Consider the following 23,618-nt stretch of genomic DNA (forward strand, 5'->3'; position numbering starts at 1 on the left):
TCCCCCTTATCAAGCCAAGCGGCCTGAGAGCTGTAACCGGCATTTAAAAAAGAGAGTTCGGGATATGTTGCAGTTCATACTCCGACGTCTGGGATTAGTGATTCCAACGTTTATTGGCATTACTTTGCTGACTTTTGCTTTTGTCCATATGATCCCCGGAGACCCGGTGACTATTATGGCTGGGGAACGTGGAATATCTGCTGAGCGCCATGCTCAACTAATGGCTGAAATGGGGCTGGATAAGCCACTCTGGCAGCAATATTTTCATTATGTAAACGGTGTATTACATGGTGATCTTGGTATCTCCCTGAAAAGCCGTATCTCTGTGTGGGAAGAATTTGTTCCCCGTTTCCAGGCAACCTTGGAGCTGGGGATATGCGCCATGATGTTTGCTATTGCGGTCGGTATTCCAGTTGGGGTACTGGCGGCAGTCAAGCGTGGATCGGTTTTTGATCATACTGCGATAGGCCTTTCCCTAACCGGATATTCTATGCCGATCTTCTGGTGGGGGATCATGTTGATCATGCTGGTTTCTGTCCAGTTGGATCTGACTCCAGTATCCGGGAGGATAAGCGACAGTGTTTTCCTTGATGATAGCTATCCGCTGACGGGCTTTATGCTGATCGACACCCTATTCTGGGGTGAAGAAGGTGATTTCAAAGATGCCGTGATGCATATGATCTTACCTGCCATTGTCTTGGGAACGATTCCTCTAGCGGTGATTGTCCGCATGACCCGCTCTTCTATGTTGGAAGTATTGGGTGAAGATTATATCCGTACCGCCCGCGCTAAAGGCTTGAGCCGCATCCGTGTGATTGTGGTTCATGCGTTGCGCAATGCGCTGCTGCCGGTCGTGACCGTTATCGGCTTGCAGGTGGGTATCATGCTGGCGGGGGCTATTCTGACTGAAACCATCTTCTCTTGGCCGGGGCTTGGACGCTGGCTGATCGATGCCCTTCAACGTCGGGATTATCCGGTGGTTCAGGGAGGGGTATTGCTGGTGGCGATCATGATTATCTTGGTTAACCTAGTGGTTGATTTGCTGTACGGTGTTGTTAACCCGCGTATCCGTCATAAGAAATAGGGAGCGTATTATGTCTCAAGTGACTGAGCCTGCAAATAATGCGCCTAAGATTATGACGCCGATGCAGGAGTTCTGGTATTACTTTAAGCGCAATAAGGGGGCGGTTGCCGGCCTGGTTTATATTGTGCTGATGTTGTTGATTGCCTTATTAGCGGGGGTTCTCGCGCCGCATGGTGCGGCGGAGCAGTTCCGTGATTCTTTGCTGACTCCGCCGGTATGGCAGGAAGGGGGAAGCTGGCAGTTTATTCTTGGTACTGATGATGTCGGTCGTGATTTACTTTCGCGTCTGATGTATGGCGCCCGGCTTTCACTGCTGGTGGGGTGCTTGGTTGTGGTGTTATCCCTGTTAATGGGGGTTATATTGGGGGTGTTGGCCGGTTATTTCGGTGGCGTGGTGGATATTATCATCATGCGTATCGTGGATATTATGCTGGCATTGCCAAGCCTGTTGTTAGCGTTGGTGCTAGTGGCGATATTTGGGCCGTCAATTGTCAATGCTTCTCTGGCGCTGACCTTTGTGGCTCTGCCCCATTACATCCGTTTAACCCGTGCTGCGGTACTGGTGGAGGTTAACCGTGATTATGTCACGGCTTCACAAGTAGCAGGGGCGGGTTCCATGCGTCAGATGTTTATCAATATTCTGCCTAATTGCCTGGCGCCGTTGATTGTGCAGGCTTCTTTAGGCTTTTCCAATGCCATTCTCGATATGGCTGCTTTGGGTTTTCTGGGGATGGGGGCACAGCCACCCACGCCGGAATGGGGAACAATGCTGTCTGATGTATTGCAGTTTGCACAAAGTGCCTGGTGGGTGGTGACTTTCCCAGGGTTGGCAATTCTGCTGACAGTGTTGGCGTTTAACCTGATGGGTGATGGTTTGCGTGATGCACTTGATCCTAAACTCAAGCAGTAGCGAGGTAGAGAAATGGCATTGTTAAATGTAGAAAAATTATCGGTTCACTTCGGTGAAGAAGATGCGCCATTCCGCGCTGTTGATCGCATCAGCTACCGTGTTGAGCAGGGGCAGGTTGTCGGGATTGTCGGAGAGTCCGGTTCTGGTAAATCAGTCAGTTCATTGGCCGTCATGGGATTGATTGATTATCCGGGCCGGGTGATGGCCGACAAACTGGAATTTAGTCAGCGTGATCTGACCAAAATCTCGGAGAAAGAGCGCCGCCAACTAGTTGGCGCGGAAGTGGCAATGATCTTCCAGGATCCGATGACCAGCCTAAATCCCTGTTATACCGTTGGGTATCAGATTATGGAGGCGCTGAAAGTGCATCAGGGCGGCAACCGTCGCACCCGCCGCCAGCGGGCGATCGATCTGCTGACATTGGTTGGTATTCCTGATCCTGCGTCGCGTCTGGATATTTATCCGCATCAGTTATCCGGCGGTATGAGCCAACGGGTGATGATCGCAATGGCAATTGCTTGCCGGCCAAAATTGCTTATTGCTGATGAACCGACAACGGCTTTGGATGTCACCATTCAAGCGCAGGTTATTGAACTGTTGCTGGAGCTGCAACAACAGGAAAATATGGCGCTGGTCTTAATCACCCATGACTTGGCATTAGTCGCAGAAGCTGCCCATCATATTATCGTGATGTATGCCGGGCAGGTTGTGGAATCCGGTAAGGCATCAGAAATCTTCCGTGCGCCACGCCATCCGTATACTCAGGCGCTGCTCAGGGCATTACCTGAATTTGCCACGGATAAATCCCGTCTTGCCTCTTTACCGGGCGTTGTGCCGGGGAAATATGACCGGCCTATTGGTTGCCTGCTGCATCCGCGTTGTCCATATGCTAATGACCATTGCTGTCAGATGGAGCCGGAATTAAGAACGGTAGGGGAACGTCAGGTGAAATGCCATACACCGCTGGATGACGCGGGGAGGCCGACAATATGAGTGAACATATTTATCAGGCGCGGGAAACATCAACGGCGCCGTTATTAAAAGCGACAGAACTGAAAAAATATTACCCAATCAAAGGGGGATTATTTTCACCTGCCCGTACTGTAAAAGCGCTGGATGGTATCTCTTTTGAACTGGAGAAAGGCAAAACGTTGGCAGTTGTGGGTGAATCGGGGTGTGGTAAATCCACATTGGGGCGATTACTGACAATGATAGAAAAGCCAACTGACGGTGAACTTTATTATCAGGGGCAGGATCTGCTGGTACCAAATAAAGACGCTGAAAAGCTGCGCCGCCAGAAAATCCAAATTGTGTTCCAAAATCCTTATGGTTCGCTCAACCCGCGTAAGAAAGTTGGGCAAATCCTGGAGGAACCTCTGCTGATCAATACCAAACTGAATGCGCATGAACGTAAAGAGAAAGTGTTGCAGATGATGGCGAAAGTAGGGTTGAAAACCGAACACTACAGCCGTTACCCGCATATGTTCTCTGGTGGTCAACGTCAGCGAATCGCAATTGCCCGTGGTTTGATGTTGGACCCGGATGTGTTGATTGCGGATGAGCCGGTTTCTGCGCTGGATGTCTCGGTGCGGGCACAGGTGTTGAACCTGATGATGGATTTGCAGCAGGATTTGGGGCTGTCTTATGTGTTTATTTCCCATGATTTGTCTGTGGTTGAGCATATCGCTGATGAGGTGATGGTGATGTACCTTGGTCGCTGTGTGGAAAAAGGCAGCAAGGAGATGATCTTCAGTAATCCACGTCATCCGTATACACAGGCGCTGTTATCAGCAACGCCAAGGCTGAATCCGGAATTACGCCGCGAACGGATAAAATTGACAGGTGAATTGCCAAGCCCGATGAATCCACCACCCGGTTGTGCGTTTGCGGCTCGTTGTCGTCGGGCATTTAACGCCTGTACTCAGTTTCAGCCAAAATTAAATCAATATGGTGAACAACTAATTGCTTGTTTTGCTGTTGATCAGGATGAAAATGTTGCTGTGGAGTAATGACTTGGCAATCATGTATTAAAACATCTTTGGTGATAATGGATTAGCCATTATCACCATTTAAATATTGGTTTTTGTCTCTCATCGTCACAGATAGCCACTAAAGGTAATTATTTCAGAAAAATAACGACTTGGATAAGTGAAACAGGATCGTTAGCGATAAAATCAAGTATACTCAGTTCCATTGATCACATGTTATAACTGCGATATCTCACAGGCATTGGTTTGAGTGAAAATGAAATTGCGCGTCAAACGTTCGTTAACCATTAAACAGATGGCCGCAGTGACCGGCGTCACGCTGGTGACCATTGCTATTTTTATTACTATTCAATTGTGTCATCTTATACAGCAGCGTAAAGATGATTATATCAGTCAGCTTAATAATGCGGCAGTTCAGGTACAGGCGCCTTTAACCGAAGCGCTGCTCAGTTCCGATCTCGGTAAGGCAAAAGAGTTACTGATAGGGCTACGTACTGCGGGTATTTTAGGGCGGGCAGATGTGGTGTTACCGGAGGATATCCGGGTGATACGATTGAGCTTTGCCACCCATCGCCCAATTCCAGAATTGGCTAAGCGTATTTTTGGGATCCCTGTGGAGGTGAGTATTCCTCTCCATGCTTATGGTTCAGCGCCAATAGACGCTAAGCCGCTGGGACATTTGATTTTACAGGTGGATTCTAATCGGATATATCGTTTTGCTATTAATGCGTTGGCGCTGATGTTGACAACGTATTTATTGTTAGCGCTTATTCTGACTGTATCGATAAGCTGGTGTATCAACCGGATTATTGTGCACCCATTGCGTAACGTTGCACGGGATCTTAATAACGATCAACCACCAGAGCCAATGACTTGCCCTAAAGGCCACCAGGATGATGAACTGGGTTTGCTGATCAGGGGATATAATCGTCAATTTGATAAACATAAACCTCCGTCATCATGAAACCATCCGGGGCGGTTTGAGGTCTAACCCTCAGTTATAATTCTGACAGGATTTCACCTGCTAAAACTCAGGTTTTTGCTTTTTCTACCGTTGTTATTGGTCGAAGGGAACATATTCTGTCATCACTGGTTAAACCGCCGAAGGCTAAAACCAAGGATAGACATCTATAGGGGTTCACATGCAGGGTACGAAAATTCGTTATTTTATTGGTGGGATAATGCTGGCCATTGCGGGCCAGGTACAGGCAGAAGCTCTGCAACCTGACCCTGCCTGGAAACAAGGCAAACTGGAAAATGGTTTTAACTGGCAAATTTTGCAGACGCCACAGCGTCCTAACGACAGAATACAGTTGCGCCTTGTAGTGAAAACAGGTTCGCTGGCGGAAAAAACTCAGCAAACGGGTTATACCTGGTTGATTCCGAAAATCGCGTTATTCAGCAGCAAAAGTTTGTCTTCCGCTAAACTGGAACAACTATGGGACAGTGCCGTCGATCCTAAATATCCGCTGCCTCCTGCTATTGTTTCATATGATTTCACGCTTTATAGCCTGAGTTTGCCGCATAATCGTCCTGAACTGTTAAAAAGTGCGTTGAGTTGGCTGGCTGACGCGGCGGGCAAAACGGTATTTACACCAGAGACATTACAACATGCTATGAAAATGGCGGGTACATCGGTAGCGACCTATCCTCAGGATATACAAGACCCGGTGTGGCGCAGACGTTTGCAAGGTTCAACGTTGTTGGGGCATGATCCGGCACAGGCCACTGCTCAACCTGTCGATTTAGATAAACTTAAGCAATTTTACCGGCAGTGGTATACCCCTGACATGATGACGCTGTATATCGCGGGAAACGTGGAGAGCCGTACTTTACTGGAAAATATCAATCAGTCGTTTTCATCATTGAAGGGTAAGCGCCATACTCCGGCAACGATTGCGGCGTTGTTACCCATGAAACCGGATACGATAGGGATTATCAGTGACAAAAAGAAAGAAGATACCTTATCCTTGATTTGGGATCTCAACTGGCAGCCGATGAATGATTCACATGTGTTGAGCCGCTATTGGATCAGTGATATTGCCCGTGAGGCACTTTATCGCTACCTGCAACTTGGGCTGGAGAGAAGAAATGATAAAGCGCTAAAATTGGGACTGGATTGCAAAGTTCAGTATCAGCGTGCGAGTTGTGCTCTGAATCTCAATACGACGGCAGGTAATTTAAAACCCGCGATGGAGTATCTGGCTGCTGAATTGGTCACACTACGTGATAAGGGGTTGCCAAAGGCACAGTTTGATGAGCTGTATGCGCAGAAACAAGCCCAACTCAGCCAGTTGTTTGCCATGTATGCCCATACCAGCACGGATATTCTGATTAATCAGCGTCTTTTGTCCCAACAAAGTAATGTTGTGGATATTGCTCCTGAACAGTATCAACGCCTGAGACAAACATTTTTAGCTTCCCTGACACCTGAAATGCTAAACCATGAACTGAAACAGATCCTTTCACAAGAAGTCGCGTTTATTCTGATTCAGCCGAAAGGAGAAGCTGAAATGGATGTAAACCAGCTAAGACATAGTTTTAATCAGATTATGTTGTTGGCGCCGCATAAGATTGATATTCCGGCACAGCTGCCGGTATCTAAGCCAGAAGAAGAGGCTTCTTAAGCCAGCAAAAAGGGCGGGAATACCGCCCTTTATCATGCTCGGAAGACTACTTTTTAGCTTCGGCCCTGAGTTCAGTTACATTCTTACCGCCAATTCCCCAGTTATCAGTTTCGACTTCATCAATAATAACAAAGGTGGTTGCAGGATTTTTTCCCAATACATCGACCAGTAACTGGGTAGCGCCTTCAATTAATTGCTTTTTTTGCTCTGCTGTAGCACCTTCACGGGTAATTCTGATATTTACAAACGGCATAAACAGCTCCTTTTCAACAGTTATTATTGGCAGATTAGCTCTGCCAGGACACATTTATTCGGTATTTTGATCTTGATGAGGATCCGCAGTGGCTATCCAGGCAGCGCAGAACAGCGTTAAGCGGGCAAAGAGATAGAAAAATGTCATCAGGCCGATAACAGAGCCAAAAGCTGCGCCGGAAGGGGAGCTGGCGAGGCGTGGCAGCGTCATGGTCATAATATATTTGATAACTTCAAAACCTATAGCTGCCATCAATGTCCCTTTCAACAATGCCTTGCGTTCGGGTTGGTGGCGGGGTAATACCCAAAATAGCCACAGGAAAAGCAGATAGTTGGCTGAAATAGAAATTGCCAGGCCAATCAGGAACCAGGATGGACGCAGCCACTCAATGCCATCTAACCCTAATATCTTAACGATGGTTGCCTGAGCGGAGCCGGCGATAGAGGTCAGTGACAGCGTGATCACCAGAGCTAATAACAGCCCAATCAGAGAAATAGCATCACGAATATATTTAAAATAGATTTTATCGTTCTCTTCCTGATTCCGTACCCAGACAGGGTGAAACTGGGCAAGAATCGCCTGGCGTAAATTACTTACCCAGTTCACACCGGAATAAAGAGCAATTGCCAAACCGGTTAATCCCACGGTAGTACGCTGTTTAATTGCAGTATCAACACTATTTTTCAGCGTATTGGCAAGTGTCGCATCACTAATACTGTTTGCAATACCATTGATTAGCTTTGCCAGTAAATCAGGATTAGAAGCCAGAATAAAACCCGCAATGGCGAAAGAGAGCATCAGAATGGGGATAAGCGATAAAAACGAAAAATAGGTTATTGCCGCTCCAAACTGATTACCCATTCGATCATTAAAGCGTAGCGTTGCCCGGATAAAGTGAGCAATGATAGGAATATTACGGATATAATCTCCTACCCTGACGGTCAGAGAAATCGCTTTTTTACCGTGATGAATGCCTTTCTCCAAAGGTGTTCTGGATAACCTTTCCGGCTGATGTTCTGTTATTTCCTGTCTTTTTACATCCTTTGGCATGAATAGCCTCAACAATTACCTTGAATAAATATGAGCGATCTCATCATGCCACTTTAAGATAATTATTAACAATTGAATATACTCAGGTAATTAAGTATTCAAATGTTAAATGAAGACTTTTTCAAAGCTGGGGTTTTGCAGGCCAGATTTGTCATGGAGGTACAGATAACGGATAGACGTTAATTTACTGATTTACCTGAATTGTTCTTAATGCAACGGGACTAAATGCATAGGCGTTCAGCTAACTGTTGGCTGAATTCACGTGCAGCCCAGGGAATATATTTGGCGCCTCTTCCGGAGAAACCGCTGAAGATTGCAATATCGCGATCAGGCAGGCACTGTATTTCTGGCAGATAGTTGGCGGTGTAGCCATCATATCCATTTCGCCCGTCTACGACGGTGCTCTGACAGAGAAGGAGTTGATTTGCTAACTGGTGATGACGTGCATTCGCCTGTTCTGGCTGCCAGTGCAGTTGGTCGGGATCTGATGCATCATACTGCGTCGCTCCACCCACAAAGAAAAAAGAGGAAGATTCAGGGCGCAGGTAGCCTCCTGAATTTTCGTCAATAACACACTGCTCCGGTGCATCGAATTGCATGCTTTGTAGACAACTGAGTGGAATAGTTCGACTGAAGATCTGGCTCTCCGGGTACAGTTGCGGCGTGTGAGCTCCGGTTGCAATTACTGCCAGCCTGGCCGGAAGTCTTGTACCTACTCCGGTGATCACTTCAACTCCGCCCGGCACTTCCCGCACCGCTTTAACGGGTGAGCCTTCGAGAATTTCTACACCATGAAAACGCGCTTTATCGACGAAAATATGCGCCGCTTGACGAGGATTAACATACCCGCCAAGCGGCTCCCACAACGTAATGCGCCCGTTGGAAAAGCAGTGATGTTGTAGAGCAGGAAAGCGGCAGGCAGATTCGGCTTCACTTAGCATATGAATAGGGTACTCATCGGAAGAAAACTCGGCAATCCGCTCACGAGCCAGTGCCTGATGTTCGGCTTTTAGCAGGTAAACCAGGCCACAGCGGGTAAAGACATCGGGATGCTTTACTGCGATCTCGCTCCATACCTTAATGCCTTGGATACTCTTTGTCATCAGAGCATACAGTGGATCATAGACGCGTATGATCCCCCGTGAATGTGCTGTTGCTCCTCCGGCGCCGGGCACTGTCGCTTCCAGCAGCAAAATTTTGAGTGGTAATTGACTGCACCAGGATGCCAATGCACTACCAGCCAGTCCTCCCCCAACGATAATGAGGTCCCATTGTGAAGCCATGTCTTACCCCCTGTTTTGGATACTGTTGCCCCCAAGAGGGCCAAAAAAAATCACCCATGTTCTGAAATCGCTGCTGAACGATTCAAAGCGATGATTAACATAAGCGGGAACAAATAGAAAATCTCCAGCCGAGAAATTGACATAGGTTTCACCCCGACGGAAAACACCATGACCGGAACTGACGATATAAATTTCGTCCCTGTCATGCGGTGTTTGAGTATCCACTCCGACAGGAGAAAAGAGTTCAACGGAGAGCTGCCCCCTTTCAAACAGCACGGCAAAAGGCTGTGGCAGGCCAGGAAGGAAAGTCGCTGTTTCAGACTCATTGATATGTAAAATATCGTCAGGAATATTTGTATCGGATACTACACTCATCTTGCATTGCTCCCGGTATTCAAAATAGGCAGATCGTTCTTTGAAATCAGTCCCCATTTTAGTCCCTGTAACTCCCCTTGTGGCGAAAGGGTCAATTCACCATAAGGGGTTTGCCAGCGTTGCTGACGCAAATGCGCTATTAATGCTTCTCCTTGCAGATGTGGATTGTGTCGCCAGCTGTCACATAGCGCCCGAATAGCCAGATAACTCGTAAAGAAATAAGCTCCCGGTTGTCTCCCCGATAGCGCGAAAGCCCTGCTAAGTAGCTGAGATTGAGTATGATCCAGCATATTTCCGCCATAATTAATGAGAAAAGGCACGGCAATATTTGGATGTGTCAACTGTCGTATTGCTGGGCCATATGCATCATCCGACAAAATGACTTTTGCCACCGGAGAAAAGGCATATCGCTGCATTAACCCAAAGGAAAACTCTTGACTGCCCAACAGATAGACGACACCACTTTGTAAAGCCAACTGTATTATCTTTTCATCACCGATAGCAGGCGAAGCAGACAGATAAACGTTAGCCGTGATATTCATAGTCGCCAGCGCGACATTCAGCTGATCGGCAAGACGTTCTCCATAATTATGCTGTTGCGCCAGGATCAACACCCGTTCGTCAACGGAGCAGCCTGCGATAAGACACCGTAACTGTTCATCATCACGGCCAAAAAAACGCAGCGTATTTCGCTTCTGGCGACATAAATCAGGATGGGAACTTCCAGGCGCGATAAAAGGCAGTTCGCTGGCTTCATAGAGAGGGCTGGCCGCTAATGCGGTAATACTGCTGAAATGTCCCACTACCGCATGACTGCCAGCCGAAATGGCTTCCCGTGCCGCCTTTTCCGCTTGCTTGGCCTCACGCCCATCATCGAAGTAACGCAGCCTGACAGTTATCCCGGCGTCGCTGACCGCTAGCCGGGCTGCCATCAATAAATCCTGTTGATTGGGACCATCACTTTCACTGAGTGAAAGCTGGTGGCAATGATGGTCACCATGAAGACAGTCGGTACGGTTAATCCATTCTGGTAACATCTCTGTTTTCCTGGTTCACTCCGCTGCATAATACGTAAGGCTCATTCTGAGCATCAAACGGCTGCTTGAAGGTAAATGCATAGGGTGTAACGCCATAATCCCCAGTCTTTCTGGTAGTTTGTCATCCAGACAATATCTTCCACCGGTTTGGCCCGGTCGATAAAGCCTTTCGACTTTTCTGCTTCAAGAAAAACATCGGGGGTGCGATCGTCAAACTCCTGAACCTGTATATCGCCATATGGAGAACGAAGTATGGAAAAGGTCATCAGGCAAGTTTTGGAAGTCATACACTTTTAACCTCTTTGCTACTGATACAGGTAGAAAAAAATGACGAAGGTAAATCGCACAGATGAAGGAAGTCTGTCGTATTCAGCGTCATCTGGTCTATTGCCGTTAACCGATGGAATAATTTTTCACTGCTCTGTGGCATTAAAGGCCAGGCAGCTTGCGAGAAACATTGCAGTAACCAGCCAACCCCCCGTAATGACTCTGCATCATGATATTGAGATAATGTCATCTCAATAAATTTCATCAGATGTAATAAGTCTTCCGCGGCTTGTCGCAAATGAAAACGTTCTAGGGTATAGCTGGCTAAAATCCGCTGACGGGCAGATTCACCAATTTGGCGCCATGTTGCTGACAGCGGCGGTAATGGCGTAACGCAGGTTGCCACTTTTTGATTCCATGCTGCGGTAATGCTTAGCCAACTTTTTTCCAGCGAGTTCTCAAGCACTCTCATCATATCCGCTTCATTAAAGTTAGCTTTTTCAAAACCGGGGGTATTAAACGCTGCATAAAAGCGAATGGCATCCACACTACAACGTTGCGCCAAGTCAGATGCCCACACGAGATGATTGTTGCTGGTAGAGAACTTGGCGTGATCGAGATTATAGAACTCATTAATCATCGTTGCCCAAGGCAGCCAACGTCCGTTATCGATTTGCGACAGCATGGCGACATGTACCACTGCGTAAAAATAGGAGTTATCAAAACCAAAGAAATTAACGGGTACAGGAACATCATTTAACTGTGGATCCCGCTCAATAGCCCGTTGATAACTGTACAACAACTCCGCCATAACTTCCGGCCAGGCATTGATCACCTGACCAGGGAAATCAGCATGGGTCATAGAGATACCCCAATTTCCCGGCATAGTGACCGGAAAATCCGGCAGAATCTTAGACAGAGCATCTTCTGTAAGCCATTGGTAACGCTGACGAAATCGCTTGTTTTGCTGATAGAATTGCGTAATCGGCTGGCGGAAACGCTCCAGTTCGAGTACTAATACCTCTGAGTGGCGAATCGTCACCTCGGTTGCCCCGCTGTTTGTCACACGCGGCTTAATAATGGTTTCAGCATTCGTCAAATTACCACAGGCTTCACAGATGCCACATTTACAGGCGGCTAAACAGACGGGACAGTAACCTGAAATACCCGCTTCATCGTGCCAGATTTGTTCTTTCTCACTGTAAAAGAATGGAAAGTATTTTTTAACTAAAACACCACGCTGATAAAGCTGATGGAAAAGATTCCGCACCCAAGTTACGGCTTCCTCTTCCGGTAAAAAATAATCAGCTACATCAATATGATAGAGTTTAAGTGTTTTAATAATATCATCAGTCCAGTAACGATACAGCGCTTCCGGATCGCGTTGCTGACGTTCCGCCGTCACGCGTACATAAGATTGATTAATATCGCTGTAACAGGTCACAAAGCTGTGCTGGCCTTGCAAACGTGCTGCCCGGGCAAATACATCACCTGCCAGAAACGGACCACTTATGTGCCCAACATGTAGCCCGCCGTTAGGTGTTGGAGGCGGTAATGTGATAATAAAACCGGTTGGCGTCATTTTGGCTGCCTTAATTTGATCACCATTTAAAAAACGGAATCAGAGCTACCGCCCATATCCCAGTAAATATCTAACATCACAAATGGGATCTTTTCTGAATGGTTGCGTAACTGATGTTCTGAAAAACGCGGCAAATAAACCACATCGCCATAGGATATGATGGCCGTCTCCCCGTCGATGAATAACTCAGCTTCACCACTGATAACAATAAATGTCTCTTCTTCGTCATGTGAATGCCGATCAACATCTTTACCGGGTTCAATCATTACCCAGATACAGCCAAATTCAGTCAGTGGTCGTTGTGTGTTAACTTTTCCTTTCCAGGGAAATAACCGCCGGAGTTTGCAGTTATATTCATCGGTATACTGGATATCTGCTTTACGGCGGATCAGGGTTTCAATTTTGCGGTTAGTGACTTCTGACATATTATTCACCCATGCTGTGGTTTCTGTACCTGGTTGTCAGAAAATGCTCGATTTTCTCTGCTATTAACCAGGAGCGAATTGAAAGCAAACTGAATGAACCTGCGTCACCAAAACCATGAGTTGATTCACATAAGCCGTTAAGAAAAAAAGGCGATAACGGTTTATCATTGCTTTCTAAACAATAATCCCGCGCCACATGCAGGGATCCATCTTCCCGGCGCTTAAAATGGTCAGCTACATTGGAAAGTAGTGGATGATTACGCTCCTGATTTTCCTCACTGCCCATATTTTTGAAGCCGGTGGCAAGAATGACGCCATCAACTTGTAATTTCCTGACTCTGCCAGAGATTTTATTTTTATAATAAATTTCTATGCCCGATTTATTCTCTGTAACCTGGGAAATATCGGTCATATTGTGCAGCGCAATATGTTCTCGCCCGTCCAGCTTCTGTTCGTAAAGTTTTACATAAAGCATTTTGATCACATCGTGATCTGCGGAGCTGTAATTACTGCGCCACAATTCTCGAGTGAGCGCTTTTTGCTGCTCAATATTGAGCTGATAAAACTCATCAACAAACTCAGGAAAATAGATATGTTCAGTAAAAGGGCTGACATCTTTGAGCTGATAAGAGTAGCCTCGGAAAATATTATGTATTCGCAGATGTGGATAACGGGAGGAAAGATCCAATATTAATTCTATGGCACTTTGGCTATTACCAATCACTGCAACAGATGTTAAATGACTTTCTACTTGCCATTGCGACAGTGCTGAAGTCACGCGGGTAAAATGAACGATCCTCGATGAGTGACATTGCTCGAATTGTGGTGGAATATAGGGTGTCCTTCCTGGCCCGAAAGAAACCACTTTCGCACGCAAGCTTCTTCCGAGGCTGGTTTCAATCCGGTATCGATCGGAAAAGGTACTGTCCAGCGTAATGGTGATGGCTGTCTCTCCATAGCTCACCCAGCGATCAAAATGACGTGCTACCCAGCGTACATAGCGCGCATAATCTTTCCTTAAAGCAAACTCCAACCCGAGATTGAGATACTCAAACAAGCGGTTTTCACTTTTCAGATAGCTAAGAAAGCCGTAGGGACTGATGGGGTTACGCGGCGTGACAAAGTCGCGCAACGGGTTGTGCTGTATATCCGAGCCAGCCAGTAGCATTTCAGGTTGCCAGTCCGGTGCGGTGTTACTTTCCAGAAATAACACCGAATCTGTGGTTTGTTTTTCTTCTAATGACACGGCAAGGGAAATATTACCCGGCCCAAACCCTATGCCGATCACATCGAATTCTTCAATAATATTACTCACAGGCTCACCTTCTTGATGGGTAACGTTGTTTCAGCATGCCTTAATGACTGAATAATATTTCGTGTAGCCGCAATGATTCGCTCTGCCCCTTCTTGTAACCTTTCATCTTCGATGGTTAAAGGCGGCATACACTTAACGACCTCGTTTTGTGGTCCACAGGTTTCAATCAGAAGTTTTCTTTCGAAAAGAGAGCGACTAATTTTTTTAGCCAGAACTGAAGCGGTAAATTTAATTCCTACCATCAATCCCTTGCCTACAATGGAGAATGGTGTGTCCAGATCTTGTAGTTCGGACTGGAAAATAGTTTTCAGAAACTGCTCTTTTCTCTTTATCTGCTGCGAAAAGCTCGCGTCTCCCCAGTATTTCTTCAGAGCTACGGTTGCAGTGGTCATGGCGAGATTATTGCCCCGGAAGGTGCCGTTGTGTTCACCTGGGTACCATTTATCGAGATCTGGAGAGATAAGGTTGATTGACATGGGTAATCCAGAACCGCTGATCGATTTTGAAATGCAGACGATATCCGGAGTAATGCCAGCCTCTTCAAAGCTGAAAAAGTTTCCTGTCCGGCCACAGCCAGCCTGGATATCATCAATGATAAGCAGAGATCCAATTTCCCGGGCCAATGTGGTAAGCCCTTGTAGCCAGGCTACGGAGGCGCAGTTGAGTCCTCCTTCACCTTGAACACATTCCAGGATGAATGCGGCGGGCAGATCAATACCATTGCCAGGCTTACACAACATATCTCTAATGAAACTTAATTGCTGACCAACATCTGTGACGGAAAATTGATCGTAAGGCAGTCGTAATATCCCCGGTATTTGCAGACCAGTAGATTGCCGCTTGGCAGGATTTGCTGTGATGGAAAGCGAGCCTAAAGACATGCCGTGGTAACCGCCAGAAAAACAGGCGATAGTGTGTCGTCCAGTGACCTTACGTGCCAGTTTCAGTGCGGCTTCAATAGCATTGGTTCCTGTCGGTCCGGTAAACTGAACTTTATATCGCAGATGGCGTGGCGCCAGAATATATTCGTGTAAAGTAGTAAGAAAGGTTTCCTTGGCTTCAGTATGCATATCCAGCCCCTGAAGGATGCCATTTTCACTTAAATAATGTATTGCCGCTTCAATCATGGAGGGATCATTATGTCCATAATTGACAGATCCCGCTCCGGCAAGAAAGTCTAAATATTCATTACCCTGTTTATCAAATAGTAAGGCATTTTTACCTCGCGAAAAAATAGAGGGAAAATTCCGGCAATAACTTCTGACCTCAGATTCTATGTTTTCAAAAACAGAAAGGTTCATAAGTAACCTCTATTATATAAATGTTGCCCGGAAAAAGCAGAATATTAACGACATTCAATTTGATAATGATACCAACTGGTTCTACTATCCGAGAGGCTGTCATATAACTGTTGAGCGGTAATATTATTTTTCTGAGTTGTCCAGTCTAGGGAAAAGAATTTCCCTTGCTGTTTTGCCCATTGTAGTGCATGTAAAATAAGGCTCTTTCCTACTCCTCTCCCACGATAATCTGGAATAACATATAAATCATTTAATAATGCATTTTCAACCGCATTAACACTGGAGAAAATATAATAAATTGTCGAAAATCCTATAGCATTATCCTGTTCATTCAAACAAAGATATTGCCGGCCTTTTTCGTTATTATGGATAAATTGAGAAAAGAATAGTCTATTCTTTTTCTCATCAGGTTCACTGACACCATAGAACCTTTGATAATCTGCCACCATTTTCAATAGACTGGAAAAATTATTTTCATCCACGGGTACTATTTCCCACGGTGTTTTTAAATTAGATAGTTGTGTCATAGATTATTCCTCTTGTTGTAATTGTTGTTTCATTTTCTCTTCCTGCTTTTTCTCTATCTTTAAACCGATAAATGAAATGACTACCACGCTGATAATTGCGATAAGTGAGTAGATGGAGAGTGCCAGACGACTATCAAATATCTGGAAAGCAAATACAAAAAGTGGCGTCAATAATAAGATATAAGAAACTTTCACAGGAGAAATTAAAGCAATACCTTTCTGTAACATAAATAACGGCACCACATTCCCGAGTATGGCAATGGTCATAAACGCGGTCATATGTGTATTAAGATCAATAGTCAGCCCCTTACTGAAATAAAACGATATAGACAATTCTTTGATAAAGTTATCTTTATTGTAGGAGGCCGCATAAACTGCCGGTATATTTACACCGATTTTAATGCAAATAGTTGAAAATCCTAGTGAATAGAGTTCACCAGCGAGATATTGCCCGCTGGAATAGGGGTCAACAATCACAACAGTTTTCATGGGATACTCCATCGATACTTACTAAATTTTATCCAATCATAAAAAAAATAAAAAGTAAATAGGTTTACTGCATTAAGAGAACAAAACTATATATTTTGTGACTTATGTAGATAAAGTCTATTCTGCCTCGCTTAATTGATGGTATGGGTATAATATCAACCATTGAAATAATAAATCAGCGTTTATACATCAGGAAACAAATATAGCGCAGTGGCGATAATGATTTAACTATCCGAATAATATTAATGCCTATGGTTATATCTTCAATGTCAATATCTGCTATTACAGTAGGGCCTGATTGGATTTCTCAGATATAAACAGTAACAAAAAGATCCTTCATTTGAAGGATCTTTTATGAATAAATTAACCAATAACAAATTAATGAGATTTACGGTTAGTTATTTCGCCATTAATTGTACCGTTTTCAGTTTCATTACTATAGGTTTTCACCAAAGGTATTTTACCGGACAGTACACCGTCCTGGACTTCCTTAATAATTCCGCCAACAGAATCAGGCAATACTAAACTGCCGCCTTTGCCATTGTCATAACCAGTGACAGATTGTTGTTCCACATTTTGGGTGTTAAGAGTGACATTACCTTGTGCACTACCAATCTGACCACCAATCAGATGTGTATTTCCTTTTACATCCAGATTAACGCTCTGATTACCGGAAATTACCGATTGTTCACTGACAGTTTCCCGATCTTTAATATCGACATTACTTTTGAATTTACCTGTAACACCATTAATCCCTTTAATATTATTAAGGCTATTAAATGCAGAGGCTAGTCTTTCTTGTAATCCTTTCTGCTGTGGTTCTTCTGTTGTGTTTTTCGATGGATCATCTTTCGACACATCGTCTTTAGAGGTTTCATCTTGAGGTACATTATCCTTAGTTGCTTCATCTTTGGGGATATCATCACTTTTAACTTTGGATTCTTTCGTGTAATTAATACCGGCATCAACACCGACATTTAACCCATGCTCAGTATCTTTCCGGCTTTCAACACGCAAGTCACCGCCAATATTGCCTTTTACCTGATCCGCATCTATTCGTGCTCCGTCTACTGTCGTGTCACCGCCACTATTGATGACGACATTTTCACCCTTGATATGACTATTATGTTGGGTTGTTACTTGCAGGCGATCAACACCCACTTTGACTTCCCCGCCAAAGTTATGTTTTGTGGTAGTGGTTGTACTGTCATCCTCAGCTTTTTTAACCGAGCTTGCATTACCGCCACTGCCTTTCAGGTTTAATTCCCAACTATCGTTATTAATCCGATCCTGAGCAGATACCAGTTCAATATTTCCTTGTTTGGCATTCAGATCGATCTGCTTACCTGTCACTTCAGCGCCTTTTAGCGTCAGGTTATTGCCCGCATCCAGATTGACGCCTTGCTTACCGCCAATCTCGCTTACCTTAGCTGTGGTGCTGTTTTTGCTATCCGTGTTGTAACCGCCGCCAAGACCGATATGAATATTCTTGCCTTCTGGGGTGGTTCCCCCTTTAGCTGATGCTTCACCGTTATAACCGGTCGCTGTTTTCGTCGTGCTGTTGATGGCGTTATCAAAACGGATATTACCTTTAGCATCTACACTGGCTTTACCGGCGCCGGCATTCAGGGATGTACCCTGATATTCGGCATCCCGCTCGACATGGATATTAATGTCATCTGTTGCGGTAATTTGGCTGGTGACTGCTTCGGTTGTGGAAATATGGCTGCTTTGTGTGCCGCCTTTGCCTTTACCGTTAGCAGAGATATCTTTGCCGGTGGTGGTATAGACACGTAGGTCAGCATTGCCGCTGGTTTCACTGTGGCTGTTTTCGTGGTGATTTTGTGCTGCTTCACTGGTATGGCTGTCGGCTTTCAGCGTGACATTACCTTGGCTGGCGTGATATTGAGTGCCCTGATCATACAGTTCGCCATTGGTTTTAATAACCACATTGCTGGCCTGAACAGATGTCACAACAGCGTCGGACTTTTTACTTGCTGTCTGGATGCTACTGCCGTTGGCTGCAATATCCGCTCCCAGATTGGGTGTGCCTTTCTTGGCGAGTGTGCCATCCAGAGCTGATTTTACGGGCTCTTTCACTGTTTTCTCAACCGGACGGGTGACAGCACTATAATCTATATTGACGCCAATATCCGTGCCAACCTGTAATTTACTGTTGGAATTTGATTCAGTATTGGATACCGCCAGATTGCTGACTTTGCCTGCCTCAGCAGTATAAGCGCCATTGACTTTATGGCTTGCACCTTCCTGAACCAATTCCCCACTGGCTTTAATATTCAAATCACCTGCGATCTGCGAACCGGAAACAACGGCAGTGGTGCGGGTATGATTATTGTTATTACCTTCATAGCCACCATGAATACCGGAGCCCACTTTATCGACTCCTCCGGTAAGATAGACACCAACATGTTCTTTACTCTGAGATTTCTCTTCAGATTTTTTATTATTCGCGGCTAACAGATGAACATTTGCGCCGGTGATCTTAGCATCACCTTTGGTCGTCACCAGATTGGAACCACGGAGGGTGACGTCTTTATCTGTATCAATAGTGATACTCCCCCCACTCAACGTAGAAGCTTGCTGTGTTGTCGTCTGATTTTTCTGGCCGTTGCTGGTATGTGCAATACCTACGCCGGCGCGATACTGCTTATCTCCCTTTTGCTGGAACTGACTTTGCAGATCCAGAGAGGTGTTTTGCTTATCAACCTGTTTCTGTTCTCCATAAGAGAGTACCTTGATATTACCGGAGGTATTCAGGCTAAGGGCCCCGGTACTTTGTACCAGACTGCCAACCACATTCAGATCTTCATCGCCGAGTAATTTGAGATCAGCCTCAGAAACTAACTCGCTGCCATGAGATTTCTGTTGATTGCTGTTGGTTCTTTGTGAGCTGTTGGTAATGTTGAATACCGTACCCGTTCGCTCATCAATTTTCTGATTGAGATGACTGACGGCGTTGTCGATGGTTAACTCGCCGCTGTTAGCATGCACAAAAGCACCTTGAACCGCTTTTACTTTGCTGCCGGTAATGGATATCCCCTCCTGACCTGACAGCAATAAACGCCCATTGGCGGTCAGTTCTGACGCATGACTGGTTTCTCTCAACTCACGGTTGTCTTTATTACCGCCGCCGCCGATACCGCCCCAGTATTGCCTATCATCGCGTACAGCACGGCTGTCAGCAATTTTCTGAACATTGATTTTCAGTTGTTTACCGGCTTCCAGTGTCAGTTTCTGACCTGAATGAACCTTGGTTCCAAGCAGTTCGGCTTGAGCTCCGGCCTTAATATCAAGATCACCACCTGCTTGCAATTCACTGGCGATCAGGCGCTGAGTCTGTTTACTCTCTTCCCAACTTCCCGTTTGCAACTTAGCTGTATGATTTTTCTTGTAACCTTTTTCTGATGTTTTCTCTGTTTCAATCAGACCAGCAATCTGCACATCTTTTTTGGCTGTAATAGCCAGTTTATCTTTGGCATCTATTTGGCTGCCAAAGACCTTAACATCACCGTCAATGGCGTTTAAAGTGACATTCTGCCGGGCTTTTATCGTATTTCCTGACTGATGTTGTTTTTCACTCTCCTGAGTAACCTCATGCCGCCAGGAATAACCCCGCTGGTTATCAACATTTTTAGTGGATTGAATTAATCGCTGCCCATCTAAAGTCAGACTGACGCCACTCAGATTAACATCGTCGCCCACGATATCTGTGGCCGTCATCTGGTTATTGTTCTTGGCAACCAATGAGATGTTTTTGCCTTCCAGTTTAGTTCGGGCCAGTGACTGGCCGCTTTTACTGTCATTGGTATAAGAACTGCGGAAATAGCTTTGGTAATTATGACTACCGTCACGGCTATATTTTGATTCGCTGACTTTACCTTTTACCTGAATATTGTTGCCCAGAAGCTCAACATCGCCACCTTGCAGGTGTGCGGCTTCTAAATTAAGGTTACCGTGAGAATCAACAATAATTTTGTCATTCCCGGTAAGAGAGCCTTGCAGATTTACCCCGCTGCCTTTGGCGGTATTAAGCAAATGGATGCGCCCGGCTTGCATACTGCCGAGATAATAACTATCCAACACCCCGGTTAATTTTTGCTGAGAATCGAGCACTTCTCCCGTGGCGGAGGTTTTATTTTCACCACTGATGGCATTAATCTCTTTTTGAGCGGTGACAGTTCCCCGGTTGTCAATTTTAGGGGCAATAAGATCAAGAACCGCGTTGGCGATTAAGCCATCTGATTTAATTCTCAGACTATTCTGATTATCAAAAGTGCTGAAACCTTGCAAATTACCCTGTTCTACCAATGGATTACCAACGACCAGGGCAGCGCGGTTAGTATTAATAAAACCACATCCATTACAGGTAATACCATTTGGGTTTGCCAGCACATAATCTGCTGCGATACCAAACACCTCCTGTTGACCTAATAACAGGGAAGGGTTCCTGCTGATAACCTCATTGAGAATCAGGTTAGCGGCTTGACCGTTTAAATTGGGATTAGCGGTGAGCTGGCCTGCTAATTGTGATTTTCCATCCTCCAGAGCGTTATTCAGGACGGCGCCCAACTGGCCGACGTTATAATCCAGATATTGGTTATGTGACAACCCGGAAGAGGAGGGCGTCACGATATTCACCACAGTTGCTTTACCTTCGATAGATAAAATATCGGGACGATGTGCCTGATCGCCGCCACCGACGATTTCATTAGCAAAGCTGGTGGAGCAGGAAATAAGGATGATTGCCATAGAAGCGGCAAGCTTGCCGGTAGGGGATAACCTGAATTTTTTATTTTTCATACATGAGTCTCTATATATTTAGTTATATTACTGTGTACAACGTTGGGCACTGCTAAAAACCATCAAAAGGTGTAAGAAAAACGGGTCAGAACCTGCACGGGTTCATCGGATGCGTTACTGTTGGAAAGCAATTTTCCACGGCTGGCTTCGATATCGAATACCATGTGCTGGTATCTCAGCGTGGCGCCAGAACTGAATCCCGCACTGCTTTGCCAGCCTTGAGGGCTGCGATAACCTTTAACCTGACCGGCATCAATGCCGATACGTACAGATAACGTACTGTTAGCAATTGGGAAGATGCGGGACAACGTATTTTGAAGATACCAGCCGTTATCCCCGGATAGTGTGTTTTTGCTGAACCCCCGGACTGCGTTGCGATCAGTAATATTCAGCCATTCAACGCCGGGCAGGCCGTGCCGGTTGTATTGCCCATAAAGCAGGTGATTGAGTTGGTAAGATGAATTGAACAGCATAAAACGTTGATGCAGGTTGACCATCAACTTACCTTTGGTGAATTGCCTATCAAGATAAGTTGTGGCGGTTTGAGCGCCAAACCAAGGCAAACCCTGCTCAACACTCAGATTTAGGGTGATTAAACCGGTGGGGATTATGTGTAAATGATTGACTCCGAGTTCAAACACACTCAGCGTCTGGCTGCTGACGCCGATCTTGGCGTCATTGAAGTAATTGCTGTAATTCTTATAAATAAGCTGCCCGCTGACGGTATTAATCTGAGACTGATTGCGATAGAAGGCAAAATCAGAACGCATCCCTATTTGCTGAGTATTCCCATAAATTTTTACGGTTTTGGTTTGCAAATGGGGATGAGTGGCATATTGGGAATAACTGCCAAATCCACTGAATGTTGCTGCGCCGTAGGGTACGGAATAGAGAAGAGTAGCCGCGCGGCTGTAGCGATTGGCTGGGCTATCCAACGTACTACTGGCATTTAGGCTGATAAAATCGGATAAGCCGAATGGACTATCAAAACTGGCATTGGTGCGAGTTAGCCACTTTCCGGTACTTTTCTGCCCATAATTATCGGTGATGATATTCAGCAACCAAGGTTTACTGTGCTGATTATACAGTTTAACGACTGAGCCGCCATTAACTGTCCCCGGTAAAATATCCAGCGTGGTTTTATTGGACTGTAACCGGTTAGCCTGATCTAAACCTTGATCAAGTTGCGTGATATTAAGAGGCTGTTTCTCCAGACCGGGGAATAACATACTGCTGTTAACCCAACGATCGCCCCCCTCGATTTTCTCAATAAACCCTTCAATAACATTTATCCCTAACTCTCCGTCGGCATCGGGAGCAATAAACTGAATACGGGCGGTGACATAGCCTTTACTGATATACAACTTCGTCAGCTCATGGCTGAGTCGGTTGATATCATGACTACTGATACACTCCAGGGATAAAGCGCTGAGAGTATTTAACTCCCGAACAGAAAGAAGCGAGATCCCTTTCAGATAAACACCTGTTAACCGCAGACATTGCTTGGATTCTGGCAATACCGGCGCAGGCGTTGATTCAGGGACAGTGTTAGCCTGCTGTTTTAATTGCTGATATCGGCGTTGTTCTATCAGTTGGTTAATTTCCCGGGAACTATCTTGCAACGTTCTCCTGGCCTCAGTCATCGGCAGATTATCATTTAACTCTGCTGGTGAAGCGGTTATTGGAAAGGAAATAGTACACAATATTAAAATAGATATTATTTTTATCATACATTCACCGATAAGGATGATATTTTATTCCATAAAACATAAATATAGGGTTTTAGCCTGATAGGTAATTGCATGCGTATTGGCTAACTTATTCGTTATTAAAGCATACTCCTGGTTATATCATGCTCTGATTAACGAGTGGCGTTTCTGTTACATCTCGATTTTCTATTAGAAATTTCAATTAATTGGTTATTAGGATAATAATGAGTTAATAAGAGTACTTATTTTATTGCTTATTAATGAATTAACTTAAGTGGAATGAGTGACTGGTGGTAATTTTGATGGGTAATAGAATGACGCCATTAGGAAGATTTTTAAAGAAAGGAAGTGTTAAGCCAAATAAGTAATGATAAGCTAAATTTTAGTTCAGTATCATTTTGCTTGTAAAATGATGATTTCTGATGTAATAGTTTTTATAAGTGATTTTCGTTAGATCAATGAATAATAGAAAGAGCAACGTTTTGATTGAGAAAACAATCATTATTTGGAGATTGTTGAATTGGTGGTTGGAAATAAGGTTTACTTATGTTGTTGGAAGTTTTATTTTATAAAAT

The 23,618-nt window shown here is 45.1% G+C and carries 20 protein-coding genes; 6 read left to right on the forward strand and 14 right to left on the reverse strand.

Annotated features, from left to right (window positions below; all coding sequences use genetic code 11):
* Positions 1-64: 64 nt before the first annotated feature.
* The 6 genes from dppB (at position 65) to ABR397_RS15310 (ending at position 6,609) form a co-directional block, all read left to right on the forward strand.
* A complete protein-coding gene (gene dppB / locus ABR397_RS15285; protein WP_350306498.1) occupies positions 65-1,084 on the forward strand; it encodes a dipeptide ABC transporter permease DppB in 1,020 nt (339 codons plus the stop codon).
* Positions 1,085-1,094: 10 nt separating this feature from the next.
* Positions 1,095-1,994 carry a dipeptide ABC transporter permease DppC gene (gene dppC / locus ABR397_RS15290; RefSeq protein ID WP_350306499.1) on the forward strand — a complete coding sequence of 300 codons (900 nt, stop codon included), beginning with the start codon at positions 1,095-1,097 and terminating at the stop codon, positions 1,992-1,994.
* Positions 1,995-2,006: 12 nt separating this feature from the next.
* Entirely contained in the window at positions 2,007-2,987 is a 981-nt protein-coding gene (gene dppD, locus ABR397_RS15295; RefSeq protein ID WP_350306500.1) for a dipeptide ABC transporter ATP-binding protein, read from the forward strand.
* Positions 2,984-4,003 carry a dipeptide ABC transporter ATP-binding subunit DppF gene (dppF, locus tag ABR397_RS15300; protein ID WP_350306501.1) on the forward strand — a complete coding sequence of 340 codons (1,020 nt, stop codon included), beginning with the start codon at positions 2,984-2,986 and terminating at the stop codon, positions 4,001-4,003. Before dppD ends, dppF begins: the two co-directional genes overlap by 4 nt.
* A gap of 235 nt (positions 4,004-4,238) precedes the next feature.
* Positions 4,239-4,946, forward strand: coding sequence for a HAMP domain-containing protein (locus ABR397_RS15305; protein WP_350306502.1), 708 nt, complete (start codon positions 4,239-4,241; stop codon positions 4,944-4,946).
* Between the two features lie 178 nt (positions 4,947-5,124).
* Positions 5,125-6,609 (forward strand): pitrilysin family protein, encoded by a 1,485-nt coding sequence (locus ABR397_RS15310; protein ID WP_350306503.1) that lies wholly within the window; start codon positions 5,125-5,127, stop codon positions 6,607-6,609.
* 46 nt (positions 6,610-6,655) lie between these two features.
* Here ABR397_RS15310 and ABR397_RS15315 read toward each other — a convergent pair whose 3' ends face one another.
* The 14 genes from ABR397_RS15315 to ABR397_RS15380 all read right to left on the reverse strand — a co-directional run bounded on the left by ABR397_RS15315 (position 6,656) and on the right by ABR397_RS15380 (position 23,064).
* Entirely contained in the window at positions 6,656-6,862 is a 207-nt protein-coding gene (locus ABR397_RS15315) for a 2-hydroxymuconate tautomerase family protein (protein ID WP_036846083.1), read from the reverse strand.
* Between the two features lie 54 nt (positions 6,863-6,916).
* Positions 6,917-7,912, reverse strand: coding sequence for an inner membrane protein YhjD (gene yhjD, locus ABR397_RS15320; protein ID WP_350306504.1), 996 nt, complete (start codon positions 7,910-7,912; stop codon positions 6,917-6,919).
* A 221-nt stretch (positions 7,913-8,133) separates the two neighbouring features.
* The gene (locus ABR397_RS15325; RefSeq protein WP_350306505.1) at positions 8,134-9,195 is read right to left on the reverse strand and encodes an NAD(P)/FAD-dependent oxidoreductase; all 1,062 of its coding nucleotides are present in this window, start codon (positions 9,193-9,195) and stop codon (positions 8,134-8,136) included.
* 3 nt (positions 9,196-9,198) lie between these two features.
* The gene (locus ABR397_RS15330) at positions 9,199-9,570 is read right to left on the reverse strand and encodes a cupin domain-containing protein (RefSeq protein ID WP_350306506.1); all 372 of its coding nucleotides are present in this window, start codon (positions 9,568-9,570) and stop codon (positions 9,199-9,201) included.
* Positions 9,567-10,607 carry an ABC transporter substrate-binding protein gene (locus ABR397_RS15335; protein WP_350306507.1) on the reverse strand — a complete coding sequence of 347 codons (1,041 nt, stop codon included), beginning with the start codon at positions 10,605-10,607 and terminating at the stop codon, positions 9,567-9,569. The genes ABR397_RS15330 and ABR397_RS15335 overlap by 4 nt, the downstream gene beginning before the upstream one ends.
* Positions 10,608-10,660: 53 nt before the next feature.
* Entirely contained in the window at positions 10,661-10,894 is a 234-nt protein-coding gene (locus tag ABR397_RS15340) for a hypothetical protein (protein WP_350306508.1), read from the reverse strand.
* Positions 10,891-12,456: a class I tRNA ligase family protein gene (locus tag ABR397_RS15345; protein ID WP_350306509.1), complete on the reverse strand. Its 1,566-nt coding sequence runs from the start codon at positions 12,454-12,456 to the stop codon at positions 10,891-10,893. The genes ABR397_RS15340 and ABR397_RS15345 overlap by 4 nt, the downstream gene beginning before the upstream one ends.
* 26 nt (positions 12,457-12,482) lie before the next feature.
* Positions 12,483-12,881 carry a cupin domain-containing protein gene (locus ABR397_RS15350; protein ID WP_350306510.1) on the reverse strand — a complete coding sequence of 133 codons (399 nt, stop codon included), beginning with the start codon at positions 12,879-12,881 and terminating at the stop codon, positions 12,483-12,485.
* Between the two features lies 1 nt (position 12,882).
* Positions 12,883-14,196, reverse strand: a complete 1,314-nt coding sequence (locus tag ABR397_RS15355; RefSeq protein WP_350306511.1) for a SidA/IucD/PvdA family monooxygenase — start codon at positions 14,194-14,196, stop codon at positions 12,883-12,885.
* Positions 14,193-15,497 (reverse strand): diaminobutyrate--2-oxoglutarate transaminase, encoded by a 1,305-nt coding sequence (gene ectB, locus ABR397_RS15360; protein ID WP_350306512.1) that lies wholly within the window; start codon positions 15,495-15,497, stop codon positions 14,193-14,195. The genes ABR397_RS15355 and ectB overlap by 4 nt, the downstream gene beginning before the upstream one ends.
* A gap of 44 nt (positions 15,498-15,541) precedes the next feature.
* The gene (locus tag ABR397_RS15365) at positions 15,542-16,024 is read right to left on the reverse strand and encodes a GNAT family N-acetyltransferase (RefSeq protein ID WP_350306513.1); all 483 of its coding nucleotides are present in this window, start codon (positions 16,022-16,024) and stop codon (positions 15,542-15,544) included.
* 3 nt (positions 16,025-16,027) lie between these two features.
* Entirely contained in the window at positions 16,028-16,513 is a 486-nt protein-coding gene (locus tag ABR397_RS15370) for a hypothetical protein (protein WP_350306514.1), read from the reverse strand.
* A 378-nt stretch (positions 16,514-16,891) separates the two neighbouring features.
* Positions 16,892-21,334 (reverse strand): hemagglutinin repeat-containing protein, encoded by a 4,443-nt coding sequence (locus ABR397_RS15375; RefSeq protein ID WP_350306515.1) that lies wholly within the window; start codon positions 21,332-21,334, stop codon positions 16,892-16,894.
* Positions 21,335-21,396: 62 nt separating this feature from the next.
* Positions 21,397-23,064: a ShlB/FhaC/HecB family hemolysin secretion/activation protein gene (locus ABR397_RS15380; RefSeq protein ID WP_350306516.1), complete on the reverse strand. Its 1,668-nt coding sequence runs from the start codon at positions 23,062-23,064 to the stop codon at positions 21,397-21,399.
* Positions 23,065-23,618 lie beyond the last annotated feature (554 nt).

The sequence above is a fragment of the Photorhabdus viridis genome (assembly GCF_040256935.1).
Taxonomy (GTDB): domain Bacteria; phylum Pseudomonadota; class Gammaproteobacteria; order Enterobacterales; family Enterobacteriaceae; genus Photorhabdus; species Photorhabdus viridis.